This window comes from Kiritimatiellia bacterium (assembly GCA_018001225.1).
Taxonomy (GTDB): Bacteria; Verrucomicrobiota; Kiritimatiellia; order CAIQIC01; family JAGNIJ01; genus JAGNIJ01.
Map to the genome: position 1 here is coordinate 1 of JAGNIJ010000052.1, position 25,886 is coordinate 25,886.

Below are 25,886 nucleotides of genomic sequence, written 5' to 3' on the forward strand. Positions count from 1 at the left end.
GGTCGAGTCGGTTGGCGGCGTCTTCAAGGTCGCGGGCGGTTTCCGTGCGGCCGCTCTCGCGGCAATCGGTGGCAAGGTCGCGCAAGTAATCGGTGAAGTTCATGGGCCGGGGTTCCTCGTTATGTGCTGGGGGTTGGGTGGCGGGCCGGGGTTGGACCTGCCCGCCGTGGGGTGTCAGCCGTTCACCTCGGCAAAGGTCAGCGGGAGGCGGTGCTGGCGGCACAGGGCCAGCGCAAGGACGCGGGCCTTAATGCTTCCGAATACCTTGTAAACGCGGCTAACGGGCGTCCCCTCGCCGGTGGTCATGGCAATCGCCCAGCCGGGGAGGATGCCGCGGCCGCGGTAAACCGGGCCGTGGGCTCTGACCTGCTCGGCGTACAGCCGGGGGGCCGGGGCCGTGGTGAATCCCTCGCGGGGGTCCATCTGGGCAAGCTCCGCGATAGTGGGCGCGGCTCGGTCCCGGGTCAGCGTCGCCCGGCGGATTACTTGCGCCCGGCGGGCTGACTTCTCGGCGGTCCTGCTGCTGCGCTTGGTGTTCTTCTTCATGTCTGCATCTACCTTTCCGGCCTATTGGCCTCTGATTTCCCTGACAATCCCGGCAACGTGCCGGGAAAAGCGGTGGTCCCGTAGCAGGGCCGCAAGGTGCAAAAGCACTCGCCCGGCTCGGGTCTGGACAAGGGCAAGCTGGCGGGCGCGGGTCATTGGCGGGGGCTCCAAAGGGACCGGGTCCAGCGGATAAAGGCGACGGCGTACACGATCACAAGCGCCGTAAAAATGAAGTCGGCGGCTGTCACGGCAACACCTTCACGATTTGCCCGCCGAAGATGTCCAAGACCTTGGAAACCAGCGCGGCCACCCGCTGCCGGTGCTCGGGAGTGCCTTGGATTTCCCGAATAGCTGATTGGACGGACCGGTGCGGTGCTTCCGCTCCCGCCGCCGCCTTTTCCCGATTCTGGTTCCTTTTGCTCATGGCCTTTTCCTTTCTTTTTCTTCCCGACTCGCCGCTTGTCCGTCCGTCTGCGTTTGCTTCACCACGTGACGCGACAGCGCTTGAGCAAACGAAGCGGACGGCAAGCGGGGCTTGGCGAGGCGGGGAGAAAAAGAAAGTCCCGGAAAAGGCCGCTTGGTGAGAGCAAAAGGGAACAGAATCGGGAATAGAAAAGGCGGAGGCGGAGAGCGACCTTACTTAAGCGTAGCGCCCAACGGCTTCACCACATGGGGCTGTTTCCGGTGGGTCCGAGGGTCCGGGAAGCGGACGAAAGTCACCGCCCCCGACATCGTGTTTAGGCTGGATTGCGCCGCGCATTGCCCCGGTCTTTTTTCAGCCAGCGCAGCGTTTCTGAAAAAAGATTCCGAAGGAAAGGGGATCACCTAAACACGAGGTCGGGCTGGCTGTGCCTCGCGCGGAAAGTGGTCCTGTAATCGCGAGGCACAGACGAAAGGGCGGTGTACGTCCGCTTCCTTACGGGTCTTGGGTCCGGCGCCGACTGGCCAGGGAGGCGCAATCCCGCGACGCCCCAGCGAAGCTCCGCGCCCTGGCGCGGAATCTGGGGCTGGCTACGGGTTTACGCGGAGGTCAGAGATCGCGTTTCTGGAGAGCGGGCCTGTTCTTGCTTTTGAATATTCGTTCGCTATCCTGATCCTCCGAAAGGGAACTTTAACCCCATCAGTTCATACACATGATGGGCGTACACAATGGCGTTCTGGCTAACCTGTGTCTGCTGCGCGGCCAAAGTCGGCACATGGCTGAATTCGGCGTTGAAAAGCAGTGCCTTATGAAAACAAGATTCCTGCGGATGACCATGATGGGGGTTCTGTCAGCGCAAGCGGCTTTTTGCGGTGACCTGATAGAGAACGCGGTGCCATCCAGTTTCTGGAATAGGCAGGCCGACGTGGACGGGCCCTTGACAGGCTATGTCGAGTGGAAGGACCGCTATCGTGAAGACGCCTCCGACTGGGACAAAACAGATTACTGGGCCGCCATCGCCGTCTCTCAGGGCACCGGAAAGTATGCCGCCAGTTGCGAATGGTTATCCTGGGACATCGCCGAACGGGCTGCCCGCGAAAAATGCAACGCCCCCGACGCCCGGCCCGTCGTAGTTTGCGGCAACGGGTGGTGCGCCCTTGCATTGGGCGATCAAAAGCCCGGCAAGGATTTCGGCTGGGGTGTGGGCTGGGGCCCCGATCAGGAGACGGCCGAGAGATTCGCCCTCGATGCAGCCAACAAACAGGGCCTGCCAAAAGCCAGGGTCGTTTACAGCATTGACTCCCGTCAACCGAAGACTGGCGGCGCCATTGCCTTCTCCGAGTCCACGGGCCAATGGGGCTACTCCACAGGCGGCGGCCGTCATGCCCCCTACATGGCCATCCAGCACTGCAAGGCGCCGGACGCCAAGATCATCGCGCAAGCATCCGACTGCTGGTTGGCCCTGGCATTGGGCGATGACAAAGGTGCTTACGGTTGGGGCAACGCGGGCAACCGCATCGATGCCGAGCGCAACGCGCTACAGGCCTGCAGCCAGCGGACAAAGAACGCCAAGATCGTACTCAGCTTCTGCAGCAACGGCGTGGTGCATTGAAATTGGGCAGGACGAGATTCGGACTATGGGTTCTTGTGACGTTAACGAATACACAAGGGCATGACTTCTAATCGCCTGGCAGACAGCGATGAGGCTAAGGGGCTCATGATGCCAGTATACACATACTCCTGCCTGTACCTATTCGCCAGCGCCAACGCCACAACACAATCATCATGATACCCCTCCGGCGCCGAGTAGCTGATCTGCCCTGACGGCGAGAGTCGGTACTCGTACCGCTTCATCTCGTTGGTCAGGACCTCCCATGTCCGCGGCCAGGTCACCCGCCGCTGCTCCACGGCCACCACCAGGCGCTGGATCAGCTCGACCTTGCTGTGGGCCGTGAACCGGAACGGGGTGATGTTCGGGTAGACCCGGACCAGGTCGTCGTAGATCGGATCCCCTGCCCCGGTCGCATCCAGGATCAGCCGGCCGCGATACTTTTGCGCGAAGGCGACTATGCGGTCCTTCTGTATGGGCCAATCGAGGCGGTTGAAGCGCTCCATGTCGAAGCACTGGCCAGTCCGCGAGTCCATGGCGATCAGGACCGAGAAGTCGGTGTGCTTCGCCACGTCGCAGCCGATGACGACCTCCCCGCTTGGAGGCACGGGAGTCGAGACGAGGCAGGCTTCGATGTTGTGAAAGACGCCGGCCGAATCCTCCAGGAACTCCGCCTCATACTCCTGCCGGAACACGTCCTGGGGCAAGGTGCGCCGCGCGTCTTCCCACTCCTGGGCCGGGAAGTGCGGAGATTGGTTCGACGCGAAGCGGAAGCTCTTGTGCGTCTCGTTCCCGGCCTCCAGACCGCGAGTGAACATATCGAAGAACCAGTTGCGGCCCTTGGGCGTGGAGATCAGCACGGCCCAGCCGAGGCTCTGCCCGATGGTGGGCCGCAGGACGTAGTGCCACACATCCGGCGGAATGCTCGCGGCTTCGTCCACCACGATCCCCTGGAACCCGTAGCCCCGGATGTTGTCCGGGTTGTCCGCCGACAAGAACCAGACCCGGACCGGCCCGTGTAGGCCGCGGAACTCCACTCGCGTCGGCGTGCGCCCCGCGACAGTGACGAAGCCCTCGGCGATCTGCCGGAACGCCTCTATTCCACGCTCGGCGACGTTGTAGGTCGGGGCGATCCAGCCGTAGTCCCCTGCCCGCTCGGTTCCGCCGCGGTCGAGCAGCTCTCCGGCAAGGCACAGGGTCTTTCCGAATCGCCGGCCACAGCAGACGGTGCGGAACCGGTATCCTCGGGCTCTATGGATTTCAAACTGGGCGGCGTGGGGGCGATAGTTAAGAGTGACTGCCATTGGATGATCCCTTCCGCGTCGATGCGCAGCTTCGTTTCATGAGGCAACAGGGGCATGATGATGGACCTGAAGAAGCGAATGCGGTCCTTGTGCAGGTAGGCCCGGAGGGCTTCTCTCATGCCATCGACCTCTTCCTCTTCGGCCAGTAGCTCGTCCAGGGCGAGCAGGATCTTCATCCTGCCGCCGAAAGAGCCTTTCGGGCGGCCGGGCCCACCGGCCCACCCAGGCTTGAAAGGTGCGATTTCAGCGCCCATAGCACTCATTTCCCTATTCGGAATAAATGACTTTCACGTTGCTGAACGAAAGTTCCCATATCGTATATTATTTGTCAAGTATTATCTATAGGGCCGCCCCCAAGATCCGCAGGACCGCAGCAGCCAACGGCGGGCCGCAAGCCCGAAGGGCGGGCGGGGAGCGCCGGACGCCCATAAAAGGAACAGTTGGCGGTGTCAGCTTGCTGACCCGGTATCTGTTCCTGGCGGCCGGCCGAAGGGGGCGGCGCTCATGGCGGGCGCGGATCGCGCGGAGGCCAGCGAGGGCGGCGTTACTGTAGGGCAAGCGCCCAAAGCAGTCCGTGGAGACCGGCAGGTCGAACACGGTCTGCGACGGCGCGACGAGGACGGCCTCCCGGTCCATGAAGTCGAGCCTCCTGGCGGCGGCGGACACGTGGAGCCGCGCGTAGGCGTGGCGGTGGTCGTGGTCGAAGACCGGAGCGGCACCGCGAACGCGGGGCACCGTGTACGCGCAAGCGCTCACGGTAGCGAAGTCCGCGCCAGCGGATAGAACGCCGAGACGCCGGAGCGGGCGACACGGGGCCGACGCGACTTTCTGGCCGGGATCAGGCCGGCCGGCCCGGAAGCCAGCCGCACTCGCGTTTCCGGAGCGCGATCCCGGCCGCGATGGTGCGCCGTGTGGGGGAAGTCTTTCCCCCACCCCATCCGCGGAGGCCGGAAGCGACAGGCCGCAAAAAGCGAAGGACCGAGTTGCGAAGGTCCGTTTTGCGGCCGGGCGCTGGAGGCCGACCAACGCGCTCGTACCCTGGGGGACGTAGCGCCAGAGGGGGTTAAGCGTCGGGTTGCGGAGCCGGGGACGGGAACCCCATCGGGGCGAGGCCGGGCGCCGCGCAAAGAGGCTCCACGCCTCAGCGTGGAGAGAGGCGCCCGCCTACGTTGCCGAGTCTTGGTGTCCCCCGGAAGGTTCCCCGGGACGGTACCGATTTGGAAAGGGGGCGCAGGGAGGGGTTCGGGGAACCGCTAGGGGGAAACCAAGATTCCCGTCCCCGTGCCGCCGCAGACCGACGCGCGTACATCCCCACTGTGGGGCTTGGGGCTTCCGCGCGAAAAGTCCGCGGGGCTTCGGGCTTGGCGGTGAATCGCTCCCAGGCGAGAGGGGCCGCGGGCTTTCGCGCGTCCGCGACCGACGTCCAGGCGGGCGCGTCTTTACGGCGAGCGGCCCAGCGAGCCGGGAGCGCGTCAGCGCGACACAGGACAAGGCGCGTGCACTACCACCGTCCGGAATCGTTCGTGCGCGTGGCGCGGGGATGCATCATGACGACCTACGGCATAAGGACCAAGCGGAACGGCAGGACCGCGCCCGGAGGCGCTCCGCGCCGACGCAGTGGGCCTGGCCGTGAAGCGTACGTAGCGATGTGCGCCGCGCTGAATGCGGCGAGTCTTCGAGCCGCAGACCGCCGAAGCGGCGCGCGAGCGAGCATCACCCCGCCGGAGAAAGCCCACCCTCGCATCGCAAGCGTTGTAACGCCGAGCCTACAACATCTACGATCTTCCTGTCATCTTGTCGTCAAGAGGGTCTTGGCGTGATGCTTACAGTTGAGATATACTTTTTTTCAAAAGGTTACCGTTAATTAACTATAGGCGGAAACAGAAATATCATGAAAGATAAATGCGAAAGATGTGGATGCACCCCTCATTCTCCACGCCGGAGATGCCCAGCATGCGACTCACTCGTTTGTTCTTCGAAGTGCTGGAACCACAAATTGCAACAGTGTTCAGAATGCGCAGCATCGGTGACTGTGCCGCGGCCCGCTCGGAGAGAGCCCCACTTCCAGCATTCATATCTCACAACGAAACCGGCGGCACATTATAAAAGAGTCGATTCACAAACAGAGTGGCATAAACAGCGCGAGAAGCTGGAAAATCAAATATACGAGCAGACATGTGCTTTAAGAAGAAAATGGCAGTCTCGAAATAGATCATCCGAGCAACAGAATTAATATCGAGCAGATCGAATGCTCACCGGTCAATCCGAATACTGCAGAATATTGCGCACATCCTCCAACTGGGCCTCTTCTCTGAGGAATCTGAGCGTCGAAATCGCGAAAGGTATTTGCCACGCTTGCTCGGGGTGTTGGCGGTTGAGGAGCGCAGGATCTGCTTCTGTGACTCTCTGAAGAGCTTCCTCCAGGAGTTGTCGGATTGCTCCTGCTCGTCGAAATCCATTGCGTGGCCGCCTGGGTGCATTGGCCTGTGCGTCATACTCGGGTCCCAGGTAATCGGGGTCGTCACGTCGCCGCTTCAACATAAACGGAAGTGCACGGAGGCATTCGTTCAGCAGCCTCGTAATCATACCGCCGGGCTGATGCTGAACGACTCTCCGAACAACTTTGTCCGCAAAGACGTTGACGACATAGCGGGTGATTACCCGCATGTCATCGTCCGTGACAGCAGCATGGCAGAGAGCATCATCCCTGAAACGCACCATGTTGCGCAGAGCGCGAAGCCACTCCACATGCATGGGGGCCCCTGCGGGATTGTCATCCTCACCAAGGCTGATGTCCTCAACTCGTCCGGACTCAATCGCACGTGTCATGGCGCGAAGAAAGAGTGCGTATTCATCGACGCGACTGAATGCCAAGCCCGCCACGTGCAGAAATACGAGTTTCATTGAGGACCGAGGGATTTCGTCAGCCGGCCCATCATTGAAGCGTTCAAAGCATTGATGTGCGGCATGTTTGATATCGTCAGGAGCAGCAGCGTACATCCATCCGCCGAGTCTGCAGAGAACTGGATCATGATCATCAGCATAATGAGATCCGAGCTGCGTCTGGAACTGCGCCGCGAGTGTAGGTAGGTTTGCAAGGTCGCCATCCGAGCCAAATACTCCGGTGTGCAGAAACAAATCCGGTTCCATCTCCTCCCCTCGTTCCTGGGCCTCCAGATGGGCGAAGGGCCAGCGGTTCATATTCCCAACATTCCTGCCGTAGTGCAGGCCGATGAGTTGCCAGACAATGCCGACCGACGGGCGGTTTTGCGCGGCGACATACCGGCGCATGAGCCCTGCACACTGAGGCCATAGCCCGCCGCTATGATTATGGGTGAGCCAAGGCTCGGGCGCATTGGGGTTCTCGACTCTGGCCCATATGTGCCTGGATGGTTCCACCCGGGAGACATTGGGGATGTATGCAAGGTGGGGTCGGATCTCCTCTGGCGCAGGGACAACGACCATCCTATGCCAGTTCAGTCGTGTGGCAAACAGTCCTTCCCTCGTGGATGTGACGGACACTCTTGCATAGCCTTGGCCGGGGAATGCCTCCGCAGTGACGCTAACTGACTCCTGCTGAGGGATTCTCTGGGCTAACTCTGCAGGAAGCCCTCGGTAGATGTAGACATCGCGTCGTATGGGCCGGCGGACTGTAAAGTCAAGATGATCAGCCCCTGCGGCGATGGAGAATCCACGAATAGGTTCGGGTGATCGGTACGGCTGGCCGGCGTCAATGGCAATGCTAGGTACGACGGGAATCCAATCTGACCCCCTTTGAGGGCGGATGACGTAAATCTCGACTGGGACAAGGGTGTCCCGATAGGAGGGCAACGGAGGCGTGCTGTTCATGGCGTGGGCGACATGCCACGCGCCCGTTGCTGCGGTCTGTCGTTCTCCGATATGTATGGAGTGCGGAGTTCGTGGAACCGTTCTGACAAGAGGTTGCCACAGCTCATTATCATCCAGCCTTATCACCGGGGCGAAAGACCCCCCTGCGACAGCTCCTATGATAGGCGAGTCCGCAGCCGCTTGTCTGAGTTGACCGACGCGCTCATGCACAGCCGCGAAGAGATCCGTATTGCCGTTCGATGCCAGTTCACAGACGCCCTTACTCACTGCATTGAGACTCCCAAGCTTCCTGTTTAGGCTGGAACTGTGGGCTCGCAAAGCCTGGGTGATACCGCCGAGTTGTGCAGGACCCGCTTGGGCCAACCACTCCTCCAACTGTGCGGAGGCAAACAGTATTCGCCAGCTCTCGGGAACCGACAGTTCTCCTCGCAGAAGAATGTCAGAGGCAAGCCCTAGGCCGACGAAGGGAAGATCGGTGCGTTGGCGGCGGTGCCGGACAGGAACAAGCCACACACGATTCTGTGCGGCGGGTTTGACCGCACGAACTTCCACAAGATCCATTTCCCAGACGTCCATGGCCATCGAGACCGTCCAGAGAAACCCAAGAGAAGTGCCATCCGTTGAATCGGTTTCCACATGCTGAAATCGTTCTTCATTGCGCCGGCACCAAGCGACAGCGAGCGCCATGGTTCTGGGGACCAGAGGGCAGTTGTACCCGTCCAGAAGAGCTTGTTGCGCTTTCTCCCCCAGGCTGTCAGGCACAACCAGAGCGGTCTTTTTGCCCCCGTTCGCGGCCCAAGCTTTGGCTGATTCGGTAATAACCATTTCTGGGCGAATCTCTCGCATCTGACCGTTCTGCGGCCGCCACACAAAAGGTGATTGGTCGTAATCCGACAACTCGGGCGGAAAGTCGGGGTCATCACGGTCTGCAGAAAGGACAAGACGGGCCCATGCGAGCGCGAGAGGCACTCGGCCACATCCACGATCATCCTCGCGAGAAGGGGGTATCTGTGCTTCCGGTGGCCATGAGAGACCCGCGCCGCGGCGATGGCCACATGCGTGCGGTCCGGCGATTACTGGTTCGCGGTCATGAAAGGGCAAAAGAACGGCGGGCGAGAAACAAGGGCACGCCACTACGGCAGGTGATGGATCAGCGACCGGGTCGCCAGTAACAAGCACGCCCGTGTGCTGAGTTAGGTCGAGAGCGCTTATATGTTCAGGGCGTGTTGGCACGAGCTCTATCTGCTTTCTAGCCGCAAGTTGTCATGTCCGTGATTTGCGCTAATGCCTCCGAAACAGCCTCGCTTAACTTAGCGGGTTGGTTTCGGATGGCAATGGAGGTGCTGATAAGGAACATGGAAGGAAGATTCGTAGCGGGACCACCTGTAATGGACACAGGCGCAAGGGGATCTGAAGGAGTGCCCCCAACCGCAATGACAAGTCCTGAAACACGGCGCTGTCGTACGTGCGTTTGGTACTTTGACAACGCGATCTGACAGCGTCTCGCTATGACGGAGATGGAATCTTCCACAGGGAGCAACACACACCAGACAAGCAATTGCAGCGGGAGGGCTTGAGGACCTTGGCAGTCAAGAACAGTATCGCACCCAGTGGCTCCGACTATATCGGAGCCTGGGAATAGACGTCCTTTCAGAAGAGCATCCTTTGCGGCTTTGTCGTGGATAACGTCAATCGCATCAAAGACGTAGGTTTCGCCGAGTCTGGGCAGGGTGAAGGGGCCGGGAGCAACTGGCGGTGCTGTCCAGCGACCCCGGCTACCCTCTCCGAAGTAGTAGGCGCTACTCCAAGCACCTCCACGTTCAGCGCTGGCAAGTGCTGCATAGAGAATTTGCCGTGCCGCTTCGGCCCACAAAACTCTGTGCCAAGTCCATGCATCATCCATCACTTTCTTATGCTCAATGATGCTGCGGTAGGCGGCGTAAACGCGGTGATACTTGGCATCAAATTGTAGGGGGTAGTTTGGATGGACAGGATGGCGCAACTGTCCCGGCAGCACTGAACTGACGGGCTCGCGCATGCGCCAATCCCGCGTTTGTACGAGCATCTTGCGAACGTCGCGCACTTTGGGATCGCTTTGGCGCTCCCCCTTGTCGAATTCGGAGCGGTATTCGACCGCGAGGGCGGCGACTTCCCGCAGAACCCAGCATAGCACCCGGTTTTCAAGGGTATCCATGTTCTCAATTCGCGACACAGAGAGAAGTTCCCGTCTTGCACCTGCCTTCTGCTGGATAGTTGTGCCAGGTCTTCTTGCGAAGTCTCTGATGCAAGCTGAGTCGAGTTCCTGAATCTTCTCTACTTTTTGATCCGCCCTTATGCGTTTGAGAATGCGTCGGGGCTTGGACGTGCAAGTCTCTAGGGCGTCGACCAACTGCACATCTTTAGCCAGACTAACAACAAGGTGAAGAGGAGCCTCCTTTGTCTGGTCTTTGCGCCATACGCGATCAGCAGCCCCCCAAACACGCCGGCTCAGTCCGCGCGTGGTCTTGGTCTCGGCGTCATCGCAGAGTTCATCCAAGTTGTGCAGGAGGCGAAAGCAATTCACCATCCACTCCATCCAAGCATTCGCTTCCTGAGACTCCCCGTGTTCCTTCTCCAGATCCGGCCTTCCTATGAGGTGTTCCTGAGCGCACCACACCTGCTGTCCGCCGATATCCAAGGAATGCGTGAATGAATGACGGCCGGGATGAGGTCGATGGTTGGCAGGCAGTGCGTACATGTGCGCCCTTTGACCCGCCCAGAAGAAGGGGAATGAGACGGAAGCTAGTTCATCCCGCTTGGCCCGCTGTGAACCGAAAGAGGGAACTCCGAGGTCAGCGGAGACGACAACACGAGGGCTTCCATCGCCCCGGATAAGCACGGGCCTGTTTCCATCAGGCTTCACTGTCCCCGAGGCTTCTTCGGTCAGCAGTGCCCATGGTTCACGCTCGAGGAACAACAACATGTCACGTATCCTCGGTACGATCTAGTCCCTGCCAAACAAAGACGGTGCGGTCCTCGCGGCCGTGCCGAAAAGCAGCAGACAAAGGACGGTCATCAAGGCCGTCGACGAGTCGCTGAATGCGATCGAGCGAGTCCTGGTAGGCGTCGACATCGAGACCGCGAAGTTTCGGCATTATCCGCTGTTCGATCTGGTCAGCACGCGCCCAGTTGAAATGATCTCGGTTTCCCGCCCAGTCTGGATAGTTGGCCACGTATGTCTGTATTGCGAGGATAACGCGATGGCCAAAGGGACGCCCCACCTCATTCATGCATGAGTTCAGTTGATCAATCCAGTCGTTGAGCTCATCCAGTTGGCCGCCCAGGGCCGTTCGCTCCTTGTGCCATTGCCTCCATGTGTCGAGCCCTAGACCTTCGGGGCGAGGTTGAACCTCAGTGCGCGTTTCATAGCGGCCAACCTTGTTGGGTTTGCCGAAGCGCAGGACGCATGACCGGTCCAGTACTTTATCTGAAAGGGTCTGGGTCGATTCATCCTCGTTCATTGTGCCGGTGAAGAGGACGTTGTCACCGGGGAACAGACGTATTGGCTTCTCCTCTTTGGCCAGGCTTCCCATATCCAAAGCGATCTCGGCTTTGGCTCTTTCCACTGGGTTGTCAAGTTGCCGAATGTCGCGCCTAGTCTCAAGTCGGCTGAGGAAATCACTGAAGTAGTATTCGATTCGAGCAAGGTTCATCTCGTCGAGCAAGACCAGGAGCATTCTGTCCTGCCTTCCGCCGTTCCAGTCCTTCGGCAGCGGCCACTCACCGCGGTTGTATTGTTCGAACTGAACCATCGCTCGCGCCAGATCGGTGGCCTTGTATCGTTTCTCCAGATAGTTGTAGAACCCAAATAGGTCTTGAGGGCTATCCCACCGGGGTTGAACAGCCAATGATACGAAGTGTATCCCCATGCCTTCGGCGTAGCATTTGGGCAGCAGGCTCTTCCCTGTTCCGCTTATACCAGCGAGGACGGTGATCGGGGAGATGTGGCTCGATTTCAAAGCGGTATGAAATGCCAAGAGCACCCGATCAGGGAATTTCAACTTCAGTTGCGTGACGACGTAGTTCTTCATCCGGTCAAAAGCAGCATGCTCGGTCGATGCTTGTCGCTCGCGCGGCAAGGTGGGGAAGTTCAGTGACTTCCATAGATCTTGATAGCGCTCTTCCGGTTTGGGGGGAGCCATGCTGTCAACCTGTTTGGTCAGCGTTTCGAGCGCTCCCTGGAGTCCTTTCACAGAATCTTCCATGCCCTTCTGCTGGGCCCTTAATCCCTCGATCTTGCCAGCGAGTTCCTTTGACTCCTTTACAAGCGGCTCCAGCTTCTTGATTTCATCGGCGAGGCTGTCGCGCTCTGCCTTCTTGTGTGGTATCTCAGCGTTTAGCTGCTTCAGTTCAAGGCCCTGTTCGCCGAGCTGCATGATCTCTTTCTCAAGGGAATCGAGTTGGGAGAGGCGCGTCTTGTAGAGGTCCACGCGCTCTCTCATCTGCTCCCATTCCTGTTTGGTTTCGCCGATTTTCAGCTTTGTATCCTCGTATGCGCTTAGCGCCTTAAGGTGCTTCTCCTCTAGCGGCTTGATGTCTTGGGTGAGAGCGTTGAAACGTTGCTCCAGCCGTTGGACGCTGCGTTGCCACTCCTCTGATTCGGCTTTCTTCTGACCAATGTCGCTACAAACCTTCTGCCGATCAGCTACGAGAGCCTCCAGGGCAGCGAGCTTGGCAGACACGCCGCGTGCAAGGGCGGTGCGCGCCCCCAAGAGAAGTGTTATGACTGCGAAGAAGCACGCGAGCGCGGCTGCAAGAACCACGATTTCAGGTGTTAAGTAGTGTTGTAACATTTGCGTGTCTCCCCAGTGGTATTCAATTGCCCGTCGCGCTGTCTTTGGCGGATAGCGACTTCTGCTGTCCGATCAGCTGGTTAACTGCGCGCTCAAGATCTAAACGCCTTGTGTCTAGGTCGCTAACTTGCTTCTGCAAGGCCGTAAGGGCGGTCGTAGCTTCGGCCAGGGCGGCCTGCTGCGTTTTGACCTGCTGACTGAGCGAGGATTCTTCTTGAGCTACCGACTCTTTCTGTTGTAGCAGACGATTAATTTCGCCGCGGGCTCCTTCAAGGCTGGCTACTTCTGCTGCCAAGGCGCTCTTCTCTGATTCCAGAACCGACAAGGTCTTGCGTTCAGCACTAACCCGAGCAGATAGTCGGGAGAGTTCCGAGGACATTGTGGTGAGTTCATTTGTCAGAGATGAGTACTCCACCCGCAGGCGCGTTACGGTATCTTGGATACCAGGAAGAGCGGCTTTGGCTTCGTCGCGAACGCGCACGTGATCGTTTCTTTCGTTCCTGCGGGCTTCCGTATCAACGTTTAAAGCGGCAAGGACCGACTGTTGTTCCTTGACGCTTTGGAGTAGTCCTGTAAGGACTGCCTGATTCGTCGAGACTGCGGCGAGGATGAGGGAGAGTTCGGCTTTCTTGGCGGCGAGTGCTCGCTCCGTATCCGTGAAGTTCGCCTGCAGGTTGGTGTAGGAACTCTGGATGGAATCCCGCGTAACGCGGGCGCTGGACACTTCGCCGTCAAGGCTCGTCTTCTCAGCCTTTAGGGACTTTATATTCGCTGTGAGGATTTCGCTCTCTTGCTTGAGTTCTGGGACCATTGTTGTGAACATTCTGTAGGCCGCAGCCGCTGCTGCACCCTTCGCCGCCTCGGCCTCCAAGACACGATTTTCACCCTTAAGCTGCTGCTGGCGCGCCTGCATCTCGGCGATATCGGAGTTGAGGGTCGAAAGTCGCTGATCGTATTCCTTCAGAAGTTGGGCTTTCTGGGCAAATGCGTTTTCTCGCTCTGTGAGGGATCTGAGTCTGGCGTATGACAGAACGAGCGAGAACGCGGAAACACATGCCAAAAGAATGCCTAGGCCAACCCAGAGGGACATGGGAAGGATGCCTCCTCGTCCCAGATCGGATGGGGGAGGCAGCTCTGTCGGGGCATCCCCGGTGCCTTCGTATTTTGCTTTCAGGGCGCCGAGTTGATCCATTGTTGAACTTTTTTCAGGCATGACTCCATATCCTCTCTTAGTTCGTAGACCCAGAACCTCATCACATCCCAAGATCCGCCACCTTGGGCTTTAACGTATATGTCACGATCAATATCGCGGCGAAGTCTCTTCCCAGCGTCGTCCTTGTGGAAGGCTTCCCCGTCGATCTCGATGTCGAGCTTGCGTGTCTTATTCTCACGCAGCACTGCAAAATCCAGCTTGTAGGGACCGAGGGGATACTGGGCATAGACGGAAATGCCTGCCGGCCGCAAGGCATTAGAGTAGAACCTCTCCTCCCAGAGCTGTTCCGGCAGGAAGGTCGGTTCCCCTTCCGCAGGACCCCTGACATCGCTCAGGCTGTCGACATACTCTACGAACTGGCGCAGGTACTCGACGGGCTTGTCCTCAAACGTGAATTGGCGCACAGCCTCCTTGTCCCCCACAACTACAAAGGCCGCGCGGGCCCTGCTCAAGGCGACATTGAAAAGATTCCTGTTCTCGGCAATGAACCATCTGGCACCACGAGGCATTCCTGAGTGGACGGCCATGGTGTAGACGATGACATCTCGCTCGTCTCCTTGGAATCCGTGAGCGGTTTGGGCCTCGAAAGCCGCCAGTTGGAGCAATCTGCCGTCGACCGCCTTCTCAATGCCATCGCGAATGAGATCAACCATGCCACGGAGAGGGCATACTACGCCCACTGTTCCTTCATATTTTCTGTCCTCGAGCAACTCTCTGATGATCGAAATCGTCTGGCTGACCTCTTCCGGCAGATGGTAGCCCTTCGAACTGGGCACCGCGTGGCTGGACACCTGAATCCAAGTGATTCCACGCTTCCAGAACTCAGGGCGTTTGAGCTTCTGCGTGTCCGTAAAGACTTCGAGCCGATCGTCGTACCACCACTGTGATGAATTGGCGAAGTTGATGATGTCGGGGTGGCAACGATAGTGGCTGGCGAGAAACTGGGATCCTGCACGAGGCGTCACAGACTGGGCCGCGTCAAACATGGATTTGTCTGAGTAGCGAAGATGGTCATTTTCGGGTCCATTTAGCCCATGCGAACGAAGGAACTGGTCCTCGACGTTTCTGGCAATTTGGGTGATCTGAGGCAACTGCAACGGATCGCCGATAACGACGGCTTGCTTGGCGCGATACAAGAGCGGAAGGCAACTTGGGATATCGCACTGGCTGGCCTCATCGATAACGACCAAATCGAAAATACCAGGCTCCAGTGGGACTCTGTGTGAGACCGAGAGGTTGGTCACCGCCCATGCGGGCAAGCGTCGCAGCATGTCGGGGAACACGCGGCCAAGGCTCTCCAGCCGGACCTGTCGCTGCTCGTCATTCAGCTTCTTGCCACGGAGTTGGGGCATGGTCTCGCGATAATGCTGTACGGCTTCTTGAGTTGATTCGGGCATATCACGGCCAGAGGCATTCTCTCTGACCTTGGCCGTAAGAAGAGCCGCAACCTTCTTGGCAATTGCCGTCTTGTGTTCAAGGATGCTTTCGAACAGGGCTTCCAACTGCGAGGCAGTTCCAAGCGCTCCTGCCGTCTTCTCCATTTCGTTCGCAGCCTGACAAAGGTCGACGAGGGGGAACAAAGCTCTGAATGTGGCCTGCAACTGAGGAACGTTGGATGGCCAACTGGCTGAGAACGAGATGCCCGCCTTCTTCAGCGCGTTGTTTAGCGCCGCCGCTTCTGTTCTGCCGCGCTGGGATTGGAGACGGACCCAGAGAGTTGCCAGGAAGTTGGGCATGCCCGCTATCACATTAAGAGAAGCTTCGAGTCTCTTTGCGAAGAGGAGCAACGCTTCAGGATCGAATTGTCGCGCGGCTTCGTAGGCTTTTGGATTTCCCGGTAGAAGCTTCTTTTTCAGCGTATCAAAACGATCTTGCGCAAGTCCGGCGCGTGCAAGGACAGTGCCGATTCGATCCAGTTCGTCGTTCAGGTCATCCAACTCTGAGAGATGCAGGTCGATACTTTGCATCTGGTTCTGAAATGGAACGGCACCACCGCGTGGCGGCAGGTTACCCATGCGCTGGAGCAATTCGCTGCATTCATCATCGTAGGAACCACCGACGCGTACCAGTGTGTGAGCATCAGGGCAGGTCTTCTTGATGCGCTCCTGAACGACCTCCAGCGCCTTGTTGTTTCTGCTGGCGAATAGGACCGTTTTGTCATGCAGCACCGCAGTCGTGATGATGCTGGTGACAACTTGGCTCTTGCCGGTGCCGGGCGGGCCGGTGATCACGCTAAGGCGATTAGAGAAGGCCTGCGCAACCGCCATCTCTTGTGGGGCATTGAGCAGGGAGTCTCTATCTCCTGGGCTCAAAACCCGAATCCTTCCCGGATGGGCGAAGCCTTGCTCGGCGTTAGCGGATTTGGTCCTGAGCAATGGGGCAAGGGCTGTCTGCTCGAAGTGCCCTTGACTCTTGGTCAGGAGTTCCTCGATGTCGCGTATCAAGCCAAGGATGTAGGGATTTGAGCCCCCAAGGAAGATGCCGCTGCGGTTATACAAGCCGGCCTTGTCCGGAGGTACATTCTCCAAGCTCTTGGCGCGGATGATCAGAGAGGGGGCGAGGTCTTCTCGGATATCGGCGTCGGGAAGAACCGCCCCAATCATCTCAAGACGTTCCCCGAAGGAACTGTATTGGTCAGTCTCCGCGTCGAGCCGAGATCGGACAAACGCGCGGTCTCGCCACTTGGAGCGGGCTAAGACAAGAGGGTTTAGCCTCACGGACTTCGTGTCCACATGGAAGAGGCATCGGGCTGGCTCTTGCTGTATTTCGAGCCTGACAATGAAGACGGGTATAGCTTTGTAGTCGGCGAATTCTCCGTCCCCTGTTTCGACCCATTCCAGCATCAATGGATAGCCGTAGTATGCCGTTCGCGTTCCACCCGCAACGTTCTTGACGAAATCGGGCATATCGCTGGTACGGATGGAAGCGAAGCTTCGGCCCGTGGAGAGCAGTTCCTCTGACAAGACAACGAAACTACTGCCTTCCTGTTCTCGGTAAGAGGCGATGGCCTTCCCTTCTTCCAAGAGACAGTCCTTGTAATAGGCTAGCAGGCGATGAAGCCTGGTCGATGCGTCGGTGTCGGTGCCCTCATCGTATTGATCCGGAACAACTCTCACAGGTCTGATGTTGCCCATATCTTGCCCGGGGCGGACAGTGACGCGACCATCAAGGTTGATACGGAGATAGTCTGTCTGATCGAGCAGCCAATCCTCGAATTCGGTATAACTGATATCAACAGCACGGTTCTGGAGCCCACGCCAGACATCAGAAATCGACATGGGTTCAGATGAGCCGCGCAATAGCGCTAGCACCAACTGTTTGTGACTGTTCAAGGCTACCATCATGTGTTCAGTCGCCCTATGCTGACTTTCCTTGGCGGAACCACTCATCAACCTTTGTTGCCTTGAGCTTCCTGCAGCGACTCGGTGATGATCAGACCACTTTTTTTACGGATAAAAGGGAAGACCTAGCGTATTCACCGAGATGATGATGGCACCGTTCCGGTGTAAGAAAGATTTCACGGCCCGGCGCCACACAGTATCTCGGCCCCCCCCTGCCAGTGAACCGCCCATGGCTCGGATAATAGCCACGCTTCGAGTATCGACCAAGGAAAAAGCGCGAATCAGCCCTGCCCCGCCTTCGCCTTTGCCTTCTCCATGACCCGCCCAAACAGCTCTGGGCTCAACTCCTTACGGGCCACTGCCACAAACGCCTTGGCAACAGCGATTTCAAGCCGGCCCTGCTTCAGCCGCGCGTTGACCTCCCCGAGAACCTTGCGGATTTCTTCCCGCTCGCGGGTCAGGTGCTGGTCCTTGTCCTGGGCGCGGACCTGCCAGGCGCGGTCGCGGGGCCGACCCTCTTCGTGCGCCCTGACGTTGGCCTCGTGGACCTGGGTCTTGATCTCGCGCTTGATCTGGTCGATCTCGTTGATGCGCTGGATCAGGAGCTCGCGCAGGTCCTCGTCGGGGAGGCCCTCGGGGATCGTCCAGGGCTCGTGATCGTCACGGTAGCGGGGCCGGGGCGGATGGGCATGGGGCGGGCGCTTCGGCGGTGCTGGCGGCTGGCGCTGATTGCTGATCATCGCGTGAAATTCTCCTGAAAGTTGCGCTCATTGTGGGCAACTGCCGGGGATTGTCAACCGGCCGGCGCGTAGGATGCCCTATACGCCCCGATAATGCCGTTTTCGAGGGGGGCCGCTGTCCTCTATCGCGTTTCGGGAAACGGCCGGAAAACACCCCGAGTTTCCTAAGGAATTCATGCGGTTTTTTGGCTTAACTGCTTACATGACATCCGCAGGCGGGCGACGGCCTGGCGGGTGGCCGCTTTGCGCCGTTTCAGGGCACAGGCCGGACAGTAGCGCTTCCGGGGCGGACAGGGGCCGGCGCAGTCCGGGCAGGGCCGCGTCGAGGGCGCCTTCTGGCCGGTAACGCGGCGATATTCTGCCGTGGCCGCCTGTAGCGGGACGGCGCGCCGCGGATCGGTGGCCATGGCAGCCATCGGCATGACACAGTCCTCGAAGTACTGGCAGCGCTGGGCGGCGGCGACGAGGCACCGGGGCCCCGAGCCGAACCCCGACAGGGACAGGTCATCGCCGATCATGACGCCCAGACAGGCCCCGTCCGGCTGGTAATTGGCGCACTCCTCGGCAGCGAGTTGAAGCGGGGTCATGATGACCTGTGGCGAGTTACTACCCGGCCGGCGGGCGGCGACGTAGGCCGCCATCCTTTCTTAACGAAACGAGCCGCACAAGGAAACGATTCGGCCGATTCCTTTACTTGCGGCGGGCGGGCCGCGGCCGGGCCTCTCTGGCGAACGGGCAGGCGAAACAGGGCGATCCTCCTATCCGGCCGCCCGATAATCGTAGCCCTGTGCCCGGCCCGGGTGAAGCGCCAGCGCTCCAACTCGACCCAGATGCCGAACGGCATGGGGCCGCGGGCCGTTTCGATGACTTCCTCGGGCGACTGCCAGACTGTGACCTGTATCCTTTTCATTGGGGGCTCCTCTCGTTTTCAGGGGTTCGCTGTTTCGTGTTCGGGCTGAAAAGGGGCCGGCACGTTCGGGGTGGGAGCGGACCGGGGCGCGGGGCCGCGGGCGCACGGCGAGCACCACTTGCGCAAGCGGGCCGGTCGCCGCCCACAGGTGAACAGGAACGCGGTGCCGCAAATCTCGCAGTAGGTCAACAGGCAAACCGCCGCGGCGGTCGGCCGCCAAACGACGGGAACCTTGTAGAGGCGGCCGGCGAACTTGAAGCGGTCGCCAGGGCAGGCCTTGGTCAGGTCCACGCGCAGCGCGGGCCGTTTCAGGTAGCGGATCATCGCGGTCCCCCCGGCGGTAAAGCGGTAGACGGGCGCGAGCGGGCCGGCGGCCAGCCCGGGGCGAGGGGCGACCGGGCCGAAACGGGTGGAGAAGCGGGGGGACTTAGTGGGGAGGGCGGAACAATATCCACCCCGAGTTTACCCCTGTCATTATTGGGGGAAATGGGTGCGGGGTGGACATGGTGTACTTTATTTAAAAAAAGAAAGTATATATAAGGCCCCCTCTCAACCCGGTACCGGCAACTGTCTCCCTGGTAAAAAGTTTTGGTTGTGTCGCCAAATCCCCCCCATGTCCACCCCGAGTGGGTTTCGATCAATGGTGACGGGCCTTTTAGTGGGGTGGACCTTCTGGCTAAGCCCCCCTGAAGTCCCCCCCTGCCGGGCTGCAGAACCGCAGCGACCGCTAGAACGGGACGTTCTCGACCTTCTCGATGGTCCATATGCAGACTCCGTGGAGGATGCGGTTCTTGATCGGTTTGCCCTGGGACTTGAGTTTTCCGAGCATTTTCCCCGCGCGGAAGGGCGTGTATTCCTTCACGAGCATGTCCAGGCCGCTGTCCGGGAGACTCATCTGCTGGAAAAGCTCGCTGGCCGTGCCGACCCAGGGGGCGTCCTTGTCCTTCATGAACATCTGCAGAAGCTCGCCAAAGCTGTAGGACCCGCTCACCGCGCGGGCGTGCTCGACCAACTCCTCGTGCCAATACGACCGGGCGCCGTAACGGGTGTCCCCTACTACCTCGTCCGGGGCCGACCAGTTCAGCAGCCAGCGACAAAACGAGGGCAATTCGCCCCGGATCACGTTGATCAGGTCGGGCGGGAAGTTCCGCTCGGTGTCGGCCACCTTGAACAGGCAGAGCTTGTCCTGGAGCGAGATGTCGAGGTCGGGCAGGATGTGGAGCGATTCGGGGTCAGTGTTGAGCGTGACCACGACCCGCCCGTTCCAGTTGACCGTTCGTGTGGTCCTGTACTTCTCCCGGAATGAGAACACTCGGTTCGCGACCATCTTCTTGATGATCCCGCTGTAGTGGGAGTGCCGCCTCGAATCGGTGCACGGCAGGGCGTCGTCCAGGGTCCAGAGGGCGACTTCGAATAGCTGGCTGTTGAACGTCTCTTCGCCGGTCAGGAACGAGCTCGCATCGGCGTGGCCCCCGAACATCTGCGACAGGATCACGTTCGACAGGAGCGTCTTGCCCCGGTTCGGGGGCCCGGCGATGTAGAGCGTTTGGCCCGGCAGCATGGCCCGCTCGAGGGCGGACCGGTACCACCGCTGCAACCAGGCCAGGAAATTGTCCAGGGCCTCGGGCGGATCGAAGAAGCCTTGCAGGAAGCCGTGGATCCACGGGAACGACTCGGGGCCGGCCGCCCGGTCCTCGGAGGGCTGGCAGCACTCCAGGTTGGAGCAGTTCACAACGCGAGCGGCGCCGATCCGGTTCAGGCCGCGCGGCTGGAACACCTGCGGCGCGACGCATTCCACGGTGTTGTTCTGCTGGATCGCGAAGAGGGCCCGGTCCAGTTCGCTGGCTGTCTCGTCGCGGGGCACCTCGGCGGACAAGCCGCTCTCGACGCGCAGGCGGAGCGAGATGTCCGCTTTGTTACTGGCCGTCCACCGCCCGTCCGGGAGTTGGTGCCAGTAGTCCTTGCCATCGAAGTAGACATCGGTAATGGCGCCGCCGATCTTCTTGGCCTCGTACTGCGCGACGAACCGGGTGCCCAGGATCGCCTTCCAGGGCACGAACGCCGAGGAGCCGGTGAAGCACTGCATCCCTGCCGAGCGCACGATGGCGGCGCTCTGGTTGTCGGCCTGGGGGTCCCAGAAGCGCACACCGCGGGCCCCTACCTCGAACGGGCCGCTCCACCGGCCGGGGAACTGCCGCTCCACTTCGGCCGCGACTTGGTCCATGGGGATGGCCGTTTCGTACCGGTCCCAGTCGTGCCGGTTTCCGGCCTCGACGAGCCACTTCATCGTGAAGTCGGCCGGGATGAGGTCGGTCGTGATCTCGTCCCACTTGGTGCCGGCTTCGAAGTACTGGGACGAATCCTCCATCGCCCCTTCATCGAGGCCCGGGAAGAACCGCGCCAGCTTGAGCTGCTTGCGGATGATCCGGGAGAGGGCCTTGCAGAACGCCGCGTTATGGACCGGGATCGGCCGCTCGAAGCGCCAGATGGCCCGCACCCCGCCGCTGAACGTGCGGCAGACCCAGTTGGGACGGAACATCGCGGGGCACTTGTTCAGGGCGCGGTCCCGGCGCTCGGTGTCGTCCATGTCGCAGTCGTAGTCCGCAACGACGCCGTGCATCAGCATGGGCGGGTTCTCCTTGCTGATCCGCTGCTTGGGGGCCAAGCCTTCGTAGAGGCTGTAGAAGCAGTGGCGGGTGTCCCGGTGGGCGCACCAGGCCTTGAACTTCTCCTTAGAGCCGAAGGGCGGGCGCGTGAAGGCGCGGGGATCCAGCCCGGTGTTCACCAGCGGGGAGGTCAGGTTTTCGATTGAGAAGAATTCCACGGGGTACCTCACTTTCGGTAATGGTCTGAAAGCGTTCCTTCCGCCGCGATGGGCAGGCCCGGCATCCACTCGACCGGGACCGTCATCAGCTGAATGATTTCCGCGAGGGCCTCGTCGGCGCCGGCTGCCGGCACATGACAGATCACCTCGTCATGGACATGCCACAGCACCTCGACCCCGGCCGCGTGCAGCCGCAACAGGGCCGCGGCGAAGATGTCTCGGGACACGGCCTGGACCAGGTTCTCGACCAGGAGCGCCCCGTAGACGCGCTTGTGGGCCGTGCCGCGCAGGAACCGGGCCCACCACGTGCCGCGCTCGTGCTTCAGGTCCCAGTACCGCAGCTTGCGACCGCTCGGCAGGACGACCTCCATATCCTCGCCCCGGCTCTTCATGATGAGGCTGGACATCTGGTCCCAGAGGCGGACGATCCGGGGGTTTGACTCGCGGAAGTCGGCCACGGCCTGCTTCGACTCGGCCTCGGTCATCTCGATACCGGCCCACAGCTTCGCGACCTTCTGGAACTTCTGCCACCCGGTGCCATACCCGAGGGCCAGCACCCGGCACTTAGCCAGCGCGTAGAGCTGCTTGTCCTCTTGTTTCAGGGGGCCGCCGGTCCACCCCATCGTAGCGCGGGCGTGGGCCTCGTAGGGCGACTGGCCGGCACGGACCCGCTCGAGGAACTCCTGATCGCCCGAGAGCCAGGCCAGCACGCGCGGCTCGATCTGGGCGAAGTCCACGATGGCCAGCTTGTGACCAGGGGCCGCCACGAAGCACCGGCGCAGGTCGCAGTCGTAGATCGGATCGCGCGGCAGGTTCTGCATGTTCACGCGTGCGTCGCCGGACCAGCGGCCGGTAATCCCGGCCCCGAAGTACTTCAGCGCATAGGGCATCGTCCCGTTCGGGCGAATGCGGTCCCGGATGGCCTCGTACTTCGCCAGGAACATGTTCGAGCGTCGCCAGTCGCGCATGGCGGCCACGACCGGATGGTCCGCGCCGTAGCGGTCCTCCCACTCGGCGCACTCGTCGCTGTCCATCGCCATGCTGGCCGGCGCCTCGATGCCCTCGCGGCGGCAGTACTCTCGAAGGGCATTCGGGGAAAGCGGCTTGTCGTCGGCGGCCCAGGGGATCTTCTGCTCGGCCTCCCAGCGCACGAGGGAAAGCGTCTTGATGTCCCGCTGCAGTTGCTCGCGGTCAACGGTCACGCCGTGGAAGCCCCACATGCCGGTCAAAAAGGACAGCTGCTGCTCGGCGGCCGGCCATTGCGGGCTGAAATGGGTCCAAAGCTCCAGGCAGAGCCATGCGTCGTTCAGGGCATATTCCTTCACCTTCTGGGCAACGGGGCCGCTGTGCTCCACGTCCGCCCAGTGCTTGCCCTTCATGAACGCGCGGACCTCTTTACTGACCTGCTGCCCCAGGAGCGCCGCCGAGGCGTCCTTCAGGTTCCGGGCGCAACCCAGGAAAGCGGCGAGATCGGCCGTGCAGTGCCAGGAGGCGGGCCCCCCGCTATCGATCTTGCCGTCGCGCATGAGGCGCAGGAACACCAGCGAATCGAAGTTGGCGTGGTGTGAAACCCAGCGCGCGCCGTCTATCAGCGCCCACGGGGCCTCGGCCGGCGGCCCCACGTAGCGGGTGCCGTCGTCGCCCACGAAGGAGACCAGGTACGCCTCGAAGCGCGGATCAGCGCAGTAGTGCCAGACGCCCATCGTCTCGACGCTGTAGTCGCGGTCGTAGAAGGTTTCTGCATCCACGGCGTAGGTGTTCATGAGCCCCTCCTCTCCTTCAGGAGCTTCAGCAGGGCCTCGCCGTGGCAGCGCTTCGGGTGGCAGTGGCAGACCAGCACCTTGCCGCGGAGTTCCTCGATCCGCTTCAACAGCGAGGGCTTGTGCGGCAGGTAGTGCTGTTCGAAGCTGTCGCAGACGGCATCCCGGTCCCCGTCCTCGTCCAGGACGAAGGGGTTGCCGTAGCGGCTGGTGCGGTCGATCGGGACGGCCAGCCCGGAGCGCTCGGCCCACAGGACCAGGTTCTTGTCGGCCTGGGCATTGGCCAGGACCGTCTTGCCCGCCTGCACCACCTTCTGGCGCTCGCGTTCATCGTCCCGCCAGTCCGTCTCGGGCCGGCGGGCGACCTCACGACGGGCATCCTGCATGGTCAGCTTGCCGGCTTTGACCTTCTCGAAGACATCCGGGGCGGCGGCGCGCATCTTGACCGCCTGGTTGACGTAGGTGCGGTTGGTGTGGAAAGCCTCGGCGGCTTTGGTGGCGGCCTTGGCGTCGTCGGGTTTCTTTGGGTCAGGCAATTTTTTGCCTAACCCACTGGAATGCTGGACAAGGGCCGCGTCGCGGTTCCGCTTTGCCTTGTCCTGCTCCACCTGGGCCGCGATAGCCTTGAGCAGGTCCTCGGCCTCGGCCGCGATGCAGGCCCACTGCGAGGAATACAGGTTCCGGCGCTTGTTGGACCGCAGGACAAACTGGATCGCCTCCGTGTCGGTGCCCCGGAATTCCCGGGTCGGATACTTCACATGAAGCTGCTGGCAGGCGAGGTGCCGGTTCCAGCCGTCCAGGATGTCGCCCTGGTAGAGCACAACCGGCTGCTGGGCGTCGAAGCCATTCTGCCGGATGTCCTCGGTCAGGCGGGCCAGATCCTCTTCCTTGGCCTCGGGGAACACGTTGAATCGGTGCTTCTTCATGGTGGATTTCCTTTCATGCGGTGGCGACTTTGCAGAGAAAAGAGAACACCTGCTGGGGCTCTTCGGCGGTCTTGGCGGCGGCGATGAAATGGTTCCAGTACGGCCAGCCGGCGCCCTGTAAGACGGAAAACTCATGGCCCGATTCGGACCGGACCGGCAGCTTCATGCGGTGGATGTGAACGACGACCCACACGTTGCGTCGGTTCTTCATGTTCCCCAGCACGAGCCAGTGCCGGTACTCGGGATTGAAGACCTGGTAATTGGTGAACAGCCGCGAGGCATCCAGCGGGAACTTCCGCAGGAACTCGTACGCCTCGCGCGAAACGATGTGGCTCTCGTGGCAGGCCCCGGCCGCCGACCGCCAGCGGAGCATCGGCTTCAAGGGGCTTTCCTTCTGGCAGTGGATCCATGAGTCCGCCTCGCCGCAGTTGGGCGGTTCCTGGCCCTCGCCGCGGGACATGATGGCCGCTTCGAGAGAGCCCTCGACCACGGCGACGGAAAGATTTGAGCGGTTCTGGAACTCGACGGGATCGGCGCCGGCGGACTGGAGCAAACAGCGGGAGAGAATGTCCGCCCGATGCTCCCGCCGCTCAATGGCGCCCACCAAATGGATGTTGAGAAGGCGCCAGCTTTCCTTGCGGGTGTCCTTGCTGGTGGGCTCGGCTTCCAGTTCGCAGACCGACCAGACCCGCACGTCGGGGCCCCCTACCCTCAACGGGTAGATGCGAATAAGGCCGTACTCCCGGCTCAAGGCAATGGCGCACATCGTGGCCCGACCGTCTCGACAACGGTTCGGGGCGCCCATGCCCAGGATGACGGCCTTGGTCTGCATACCCGGTTTTCGTGCGCGACCGCCCCCGCCACGGCGTTTATTGGGCTGATCCGTTCGCTGGCGTCAGCAAGGGCCAGCACAGCGGGGGGAGAGTCGCTATCCTTTGAGCACGTCCTCGACGAATGCCCGAAACGCCTCCCCGGTCTTCCCGGCCTGGCGGAGCTTCGGGACCCAGACCATGTTCGTGCCGCGCTTCTCGCGGACGGTGGTGAGGGTGAACTTGCCGGTGTGGAGCCCCTCGCGCAGCGCGAACTTCCGGGCGCTGATGAGGATCTTCCCGGCGCTGGTGAACGCGGCGCCGGCCATCTTCCACATCGCCAGGGCGTAGTTGACGCCCTCGCAGGGGTAGATGAACTGGCCGGACTCGTCGTTGGCCGGCTCGCGGACGAACGCCAGCCCCTCGGCGATGTACCGGGCGCTCGGGCGCTCGTCGCCCGGCCCCCAGTCCAGCGTCATGCCGTCCTTGAGGGCCTGCTCGCGCGACTCCCACCGCCGGGGCATCGCCTCGCTGCCGAACTCGAGGTCCTCCTCGATGCAGACGTGGATGTGCGCCACCACGATTTCCATCGGCTCGCCCGGTTTCACCAGGACGATCTCGCCGTTGAACACTACCGACCCGGCGTCGAACTGCTCGGACAGCCCGCCCACGGCCTGGACCACGTTCAGACGCGGGACCATGATCATGGACCGGTGCAGCTCGCCGCTGATGTCGCCCGCGACGGGCGGGGCGGCCACGGCCACCGCGGCGGAGTCTTCACGCGCCACGACCGCCGGGACCT

The 25,886-nt window shown here is 61.0% G+C and carries 17 protein-coding genes; 1 reads left to right on the forward strand and 16 read right to left on the reverse strand.

Going from position 1 to position 25,886, the window contains the following annotated elements; all coding sequences use genetic code 11:
• Nucleotides 1–174: 174 nt before the first annotated feature.
• Together KA248_14205 and KA248_14210 are read right to left on the reverse strand one after the other, a co-directional pair.
• Nucleotides 175–546, reverse strand: coding sequence for a hypothetical protein (locus tag KA248_14205; protein ID MBP7831059.1), 372 nt, complete (start codon nt 544–546; stop codon nt 175–177).
• 244 nt (nt 547–790) lie between these two features.
• Nucleotides 791–970 (reverse strand): hypothetical protein, encoded by a 180-nt coding sequence (locus tag KA248_14210; protein ID MBP7831060.1) that lies wholly within the window; start codon nt 968–970, stop codon nt 791–793.
• A 709-nt stretch (nt 971–1,679) separates the two neighbouring features.
• On the opposite strand from KA248_14210, the gene KA248_14215 reads away from it, so the two are divergent.
• A complete protein-coding gene (locus KA248_14215; GenBank protein MBP7831061.1) occupies nt 1,680–2,579 on the forward strand; it encodes a DUF4189 domain-containing protein in 900 nt (299 codons plus the stop codon).
• A 41-nt stretch (nt 2,580–2,620) separates the two neighbouring features.
• On the opposite strand, the gene KA248_14220 is transcribed toward KA248_14215, so the two are convergent.
• From KA248_14220 to KA248_14285, 14 genes are all read right to left on the reverse strand, one after another.
• A complete protein-coding gene (locus KA248_14220; GenBank protein MBP7831062.1) occupies nt 2,621–3,880 on the reverse strand; it encodes a terminase family protein in 1,260 nt (419 codons plus the stop codon).
• Nucleotides 3,881–6,139: 2,259 nt separating this feature from the next.
• A complete protein-coding gene (locus KA248_14225; protein MBP7831063.1) occupies nt 6,140–7,171 on the reverse strand; it encodes a hypothetical protein in 1,032 nt (343 codons plus the stop codon).
• A 1,807-nt stretch (nt 7,172–8,978) separates the two neighbouring features.
• Nucleotides 8,979–10,691, reverse strand: a complete 1,713-nt coding sequence (locus tag KA248_14230) for a DUF2357 domain-containing protein (GenBank protein MBP7831064.1) — start codon at nt 10,689–10,691, stop codon at nt 8,979–8,981.
• A gap of 1 nt (nt 10,692) precedes the next feature.
• Entirely contained in the window at nt 10,693–12,561 is a 1,869-nt protein-coding gene (locus KA248_14235; GenBank protein ID MBP7831065.1) for a hypothetical protein, read from the reverse strand.
• Nucleotides 12,562–12,583: 22 nt separating this feature from the next.
• Nucleotides 12,584–13,774, reverse strand: coding sequence for a hypothetical protein (locus KA248_14240; GenBank protein MBP7831066.1), 1,191 nt, complete (start codon nt 13,772–13,774; stop codon nt 12,584–12,586).
• Complete coding sequence (locus KA248_14245; GenBank protein ID MBP7831067.1) at nt 13,732–17,118, reverse strand: AAA family ATPase; 3,387 nt, start codon at nt 17,116–17,118, stop codon at nt 13,732–13,734. The genes KA248_14240 and KA248_14245 overlap by 43 nt, the downstream gene beginning before the upstream one ends.
• 278 nt (nt 17,119–17,396) lie before the next feature.
• Entirely contained in the window at nt 17,397–17,855 is a 459-nt protein-coding gene (locus tag KA248_14250; GenBank protein MBP7831068.1) for a hypothetical protein, read from the reverse strand.
• Nucleotides 17,856–18,028: 173 nt separating this feature from the next.
• Nucleotides 18,029–18,442, reverse strand: a complete 414-nt coding sequence (locus tag KA248_14255; protein MBP7831069.1) for a hypothetical protein — start codon at nt 18,440–18,442, stop codon at nt 18,029–18,031.
• Nucleotides 18,443–18,783: 341 nt separating this feature from the next.
• Nucleotides 18,784–19,089 carry a hypothetical protein gene (locus tag KA248_14260; protein ID MBP7831070.1) on the reverse strand — a complete coding sequence of 102 codons (306 nt, stop codon included), beginning with the start codon at nt 19,087–19,089 and terminating at the stop codon, nt 18,784–18,786.
• Between the two features lie 403 nt (nt 19,090–19,492).
• Nucleotides 19,493–21,589, reverse strand: a complete 2,097-nt coding sequence (locus KA248_14265) for a hypothetical protein (GenBank protein ID MBP7831071.1) — start codon at nt 21,587–21,589, stop codon at nt 19,493–19,495.
• An 8-nt stretch (nt 21,590–21,597) separates the two neighbouring features.
• Nucleotides 21,598–23,352 (reverse strand): hypothetical protein, encoded by a 1,755-nt coding sequence (locus tag KA248_14270; GenBank protein ID MBP7831072.1) that lies wholly within the window; start codon nt 23,350–23,352, stop codon nt 21,598–21,600.
• On the reverse strand, nt 23,349–24,275 hold the full coding sequence (locus KA248_14275) for a DUF4326 domain-containing protein (GenBank protein MBP7831073.1): 927 nt from the start codon (nt 24,273–24,275) through the stop codon (nt 23,349–23,351). Before KA248_14275 ends, KA248_14270 begins: the two co-directional genes overlap by 4 nt.
• Before the next feature lie 13 nt (nt 24,276–24,288).
• Nucleotides 24,289–25,107, reverse strand: coding sequence for a hypothetical protein (locus KA248_14280; protein MBP7831074.1), 819 nt, complete (start codon nt 25,105–25,107; stop codon nt 24,289–24,291).
• A 96-nt stretch (nt 25,108–25,203) separates the two neighbouring features.
• A partial coding sequence (locus KA248_14285; protein MBP7831075.1) for a hypothetical protein occupies nt 25,204–25,886 on the reverse strand: 683 nt, incomplete at its 5' end.

What these genes read in the sequence shown, in the direction of transcription:
- KA248_14210 (MBP7831060.1), bottom strand. Translation starts at nt 970, where the DNA reads ATGAGCAAAAGGAACCAGAATCGGGAAAAGGCGGCGGCGGGAGCGGAA.
- KA248_14280 (MBP7831074.1), bottom strand. Translation starts at nt 25,107, where the DNA reads ATGCAGACCAAGGCCGTCATCCTGGGCATGGGCGCCCCGAACCGTTGT.
- KA248_14235 (MBP7831065.1), bottom strand. Translation starts at nt 12,561, where the DNA reads ATGTTACAACACTACTTAACACCTGAAATCGTGGTTCTTGCAGCCGCG.
- KA248_14270 (MBP7831072.1), bottom strand. Translation starts at nt 23,352, where the DNA reads ATGAACACCTACGCCGTGGATGCAGAAACCTTCTACGACCGCGACTAC.
- KA248_14250 (MBP7831068.1), bottom strand. Translation starts at nt 17,855, where the DNA reads ATGATCAGCAATCAGCGCCAGCCGCCAGCACCGCCGAAGCGCCCGCCC.
- KA248_14260 (MBP7831070.1), bottom strand. Translation starts at nt 19,089, where the DNA reads ATGATCCGCTACCTGAAACGGCCCGCGCTGCGCGTGGACCTGACCAAG.
- KA248_14220 (MBP7831062.1), bottom strand. Translation starts at nt 3,880, where the DNA reads ATGGCAGTCACTCTTAACTATCGCCCCCACGCCGCCCAGTTTGAAATC.
- KA248_14225 (MBP7831063.1), bottom strand. Translation starts at nt 7,171, where the DNA reads ATGCGCCGGTATGTCGCCGCGCAAAACCGCCCGTCGGTCGGCATTGTC.
- KA248_14275 (MBP7831073.1), bottom strand. Translation starts at nt 24,275, where the DNA reads ATGAAGAAGCACCGATTCAACGTGTTCCCCGAGGCCAAGGAAGAGGAT.
- KA248_14240 (MBP7831066.1), bottom strand. Translation starts at nt 13,774, where the DNA reads ATGCCTGAAAAAAGTTCAACAATGGATCAACTCGGCGCCCTGAAAGCA.
- KA248_14215 (MBP7831061.1), top strand. Translation starts at nt 1,680, where the DNA reads ATGATGGGCGTACACAATGGCGTTCTGGCTAACCTGTGTCTGCTGCGC.
- KA248_14245 (MBP7831067.1), bottom strand. Translation starts at nt 17,118, where the DNA reads ATGATGGTAGCCTTGAACAGTCACAAACAGTTGGTGCTAGCGCTATTG.
- KA248_14255 (MBP7831069.1), bottom strand. Translation starts at nt 18,442, where the DNA reads ATGACCCCGCTTCAACTCGCTGCCGAGGAGTGCGCCAATTACCAGCCG.
- KA248_14205 (MBP7831059.1), bottom strand. Translation starts at nt 546, where the DNA reads ATGAAGAAGAACACCAAGCGCAGCAGCAGGACCGCCGAGAAGTCAGCC.
- KA248_14230 (MBP7831064.1), bottom strand. Translation starts at nt 10,691, where the DNA reads ATGTTGTTGTTCCTCGAGCGTGAACCATGGGCACTGCTGACCGAAGAA.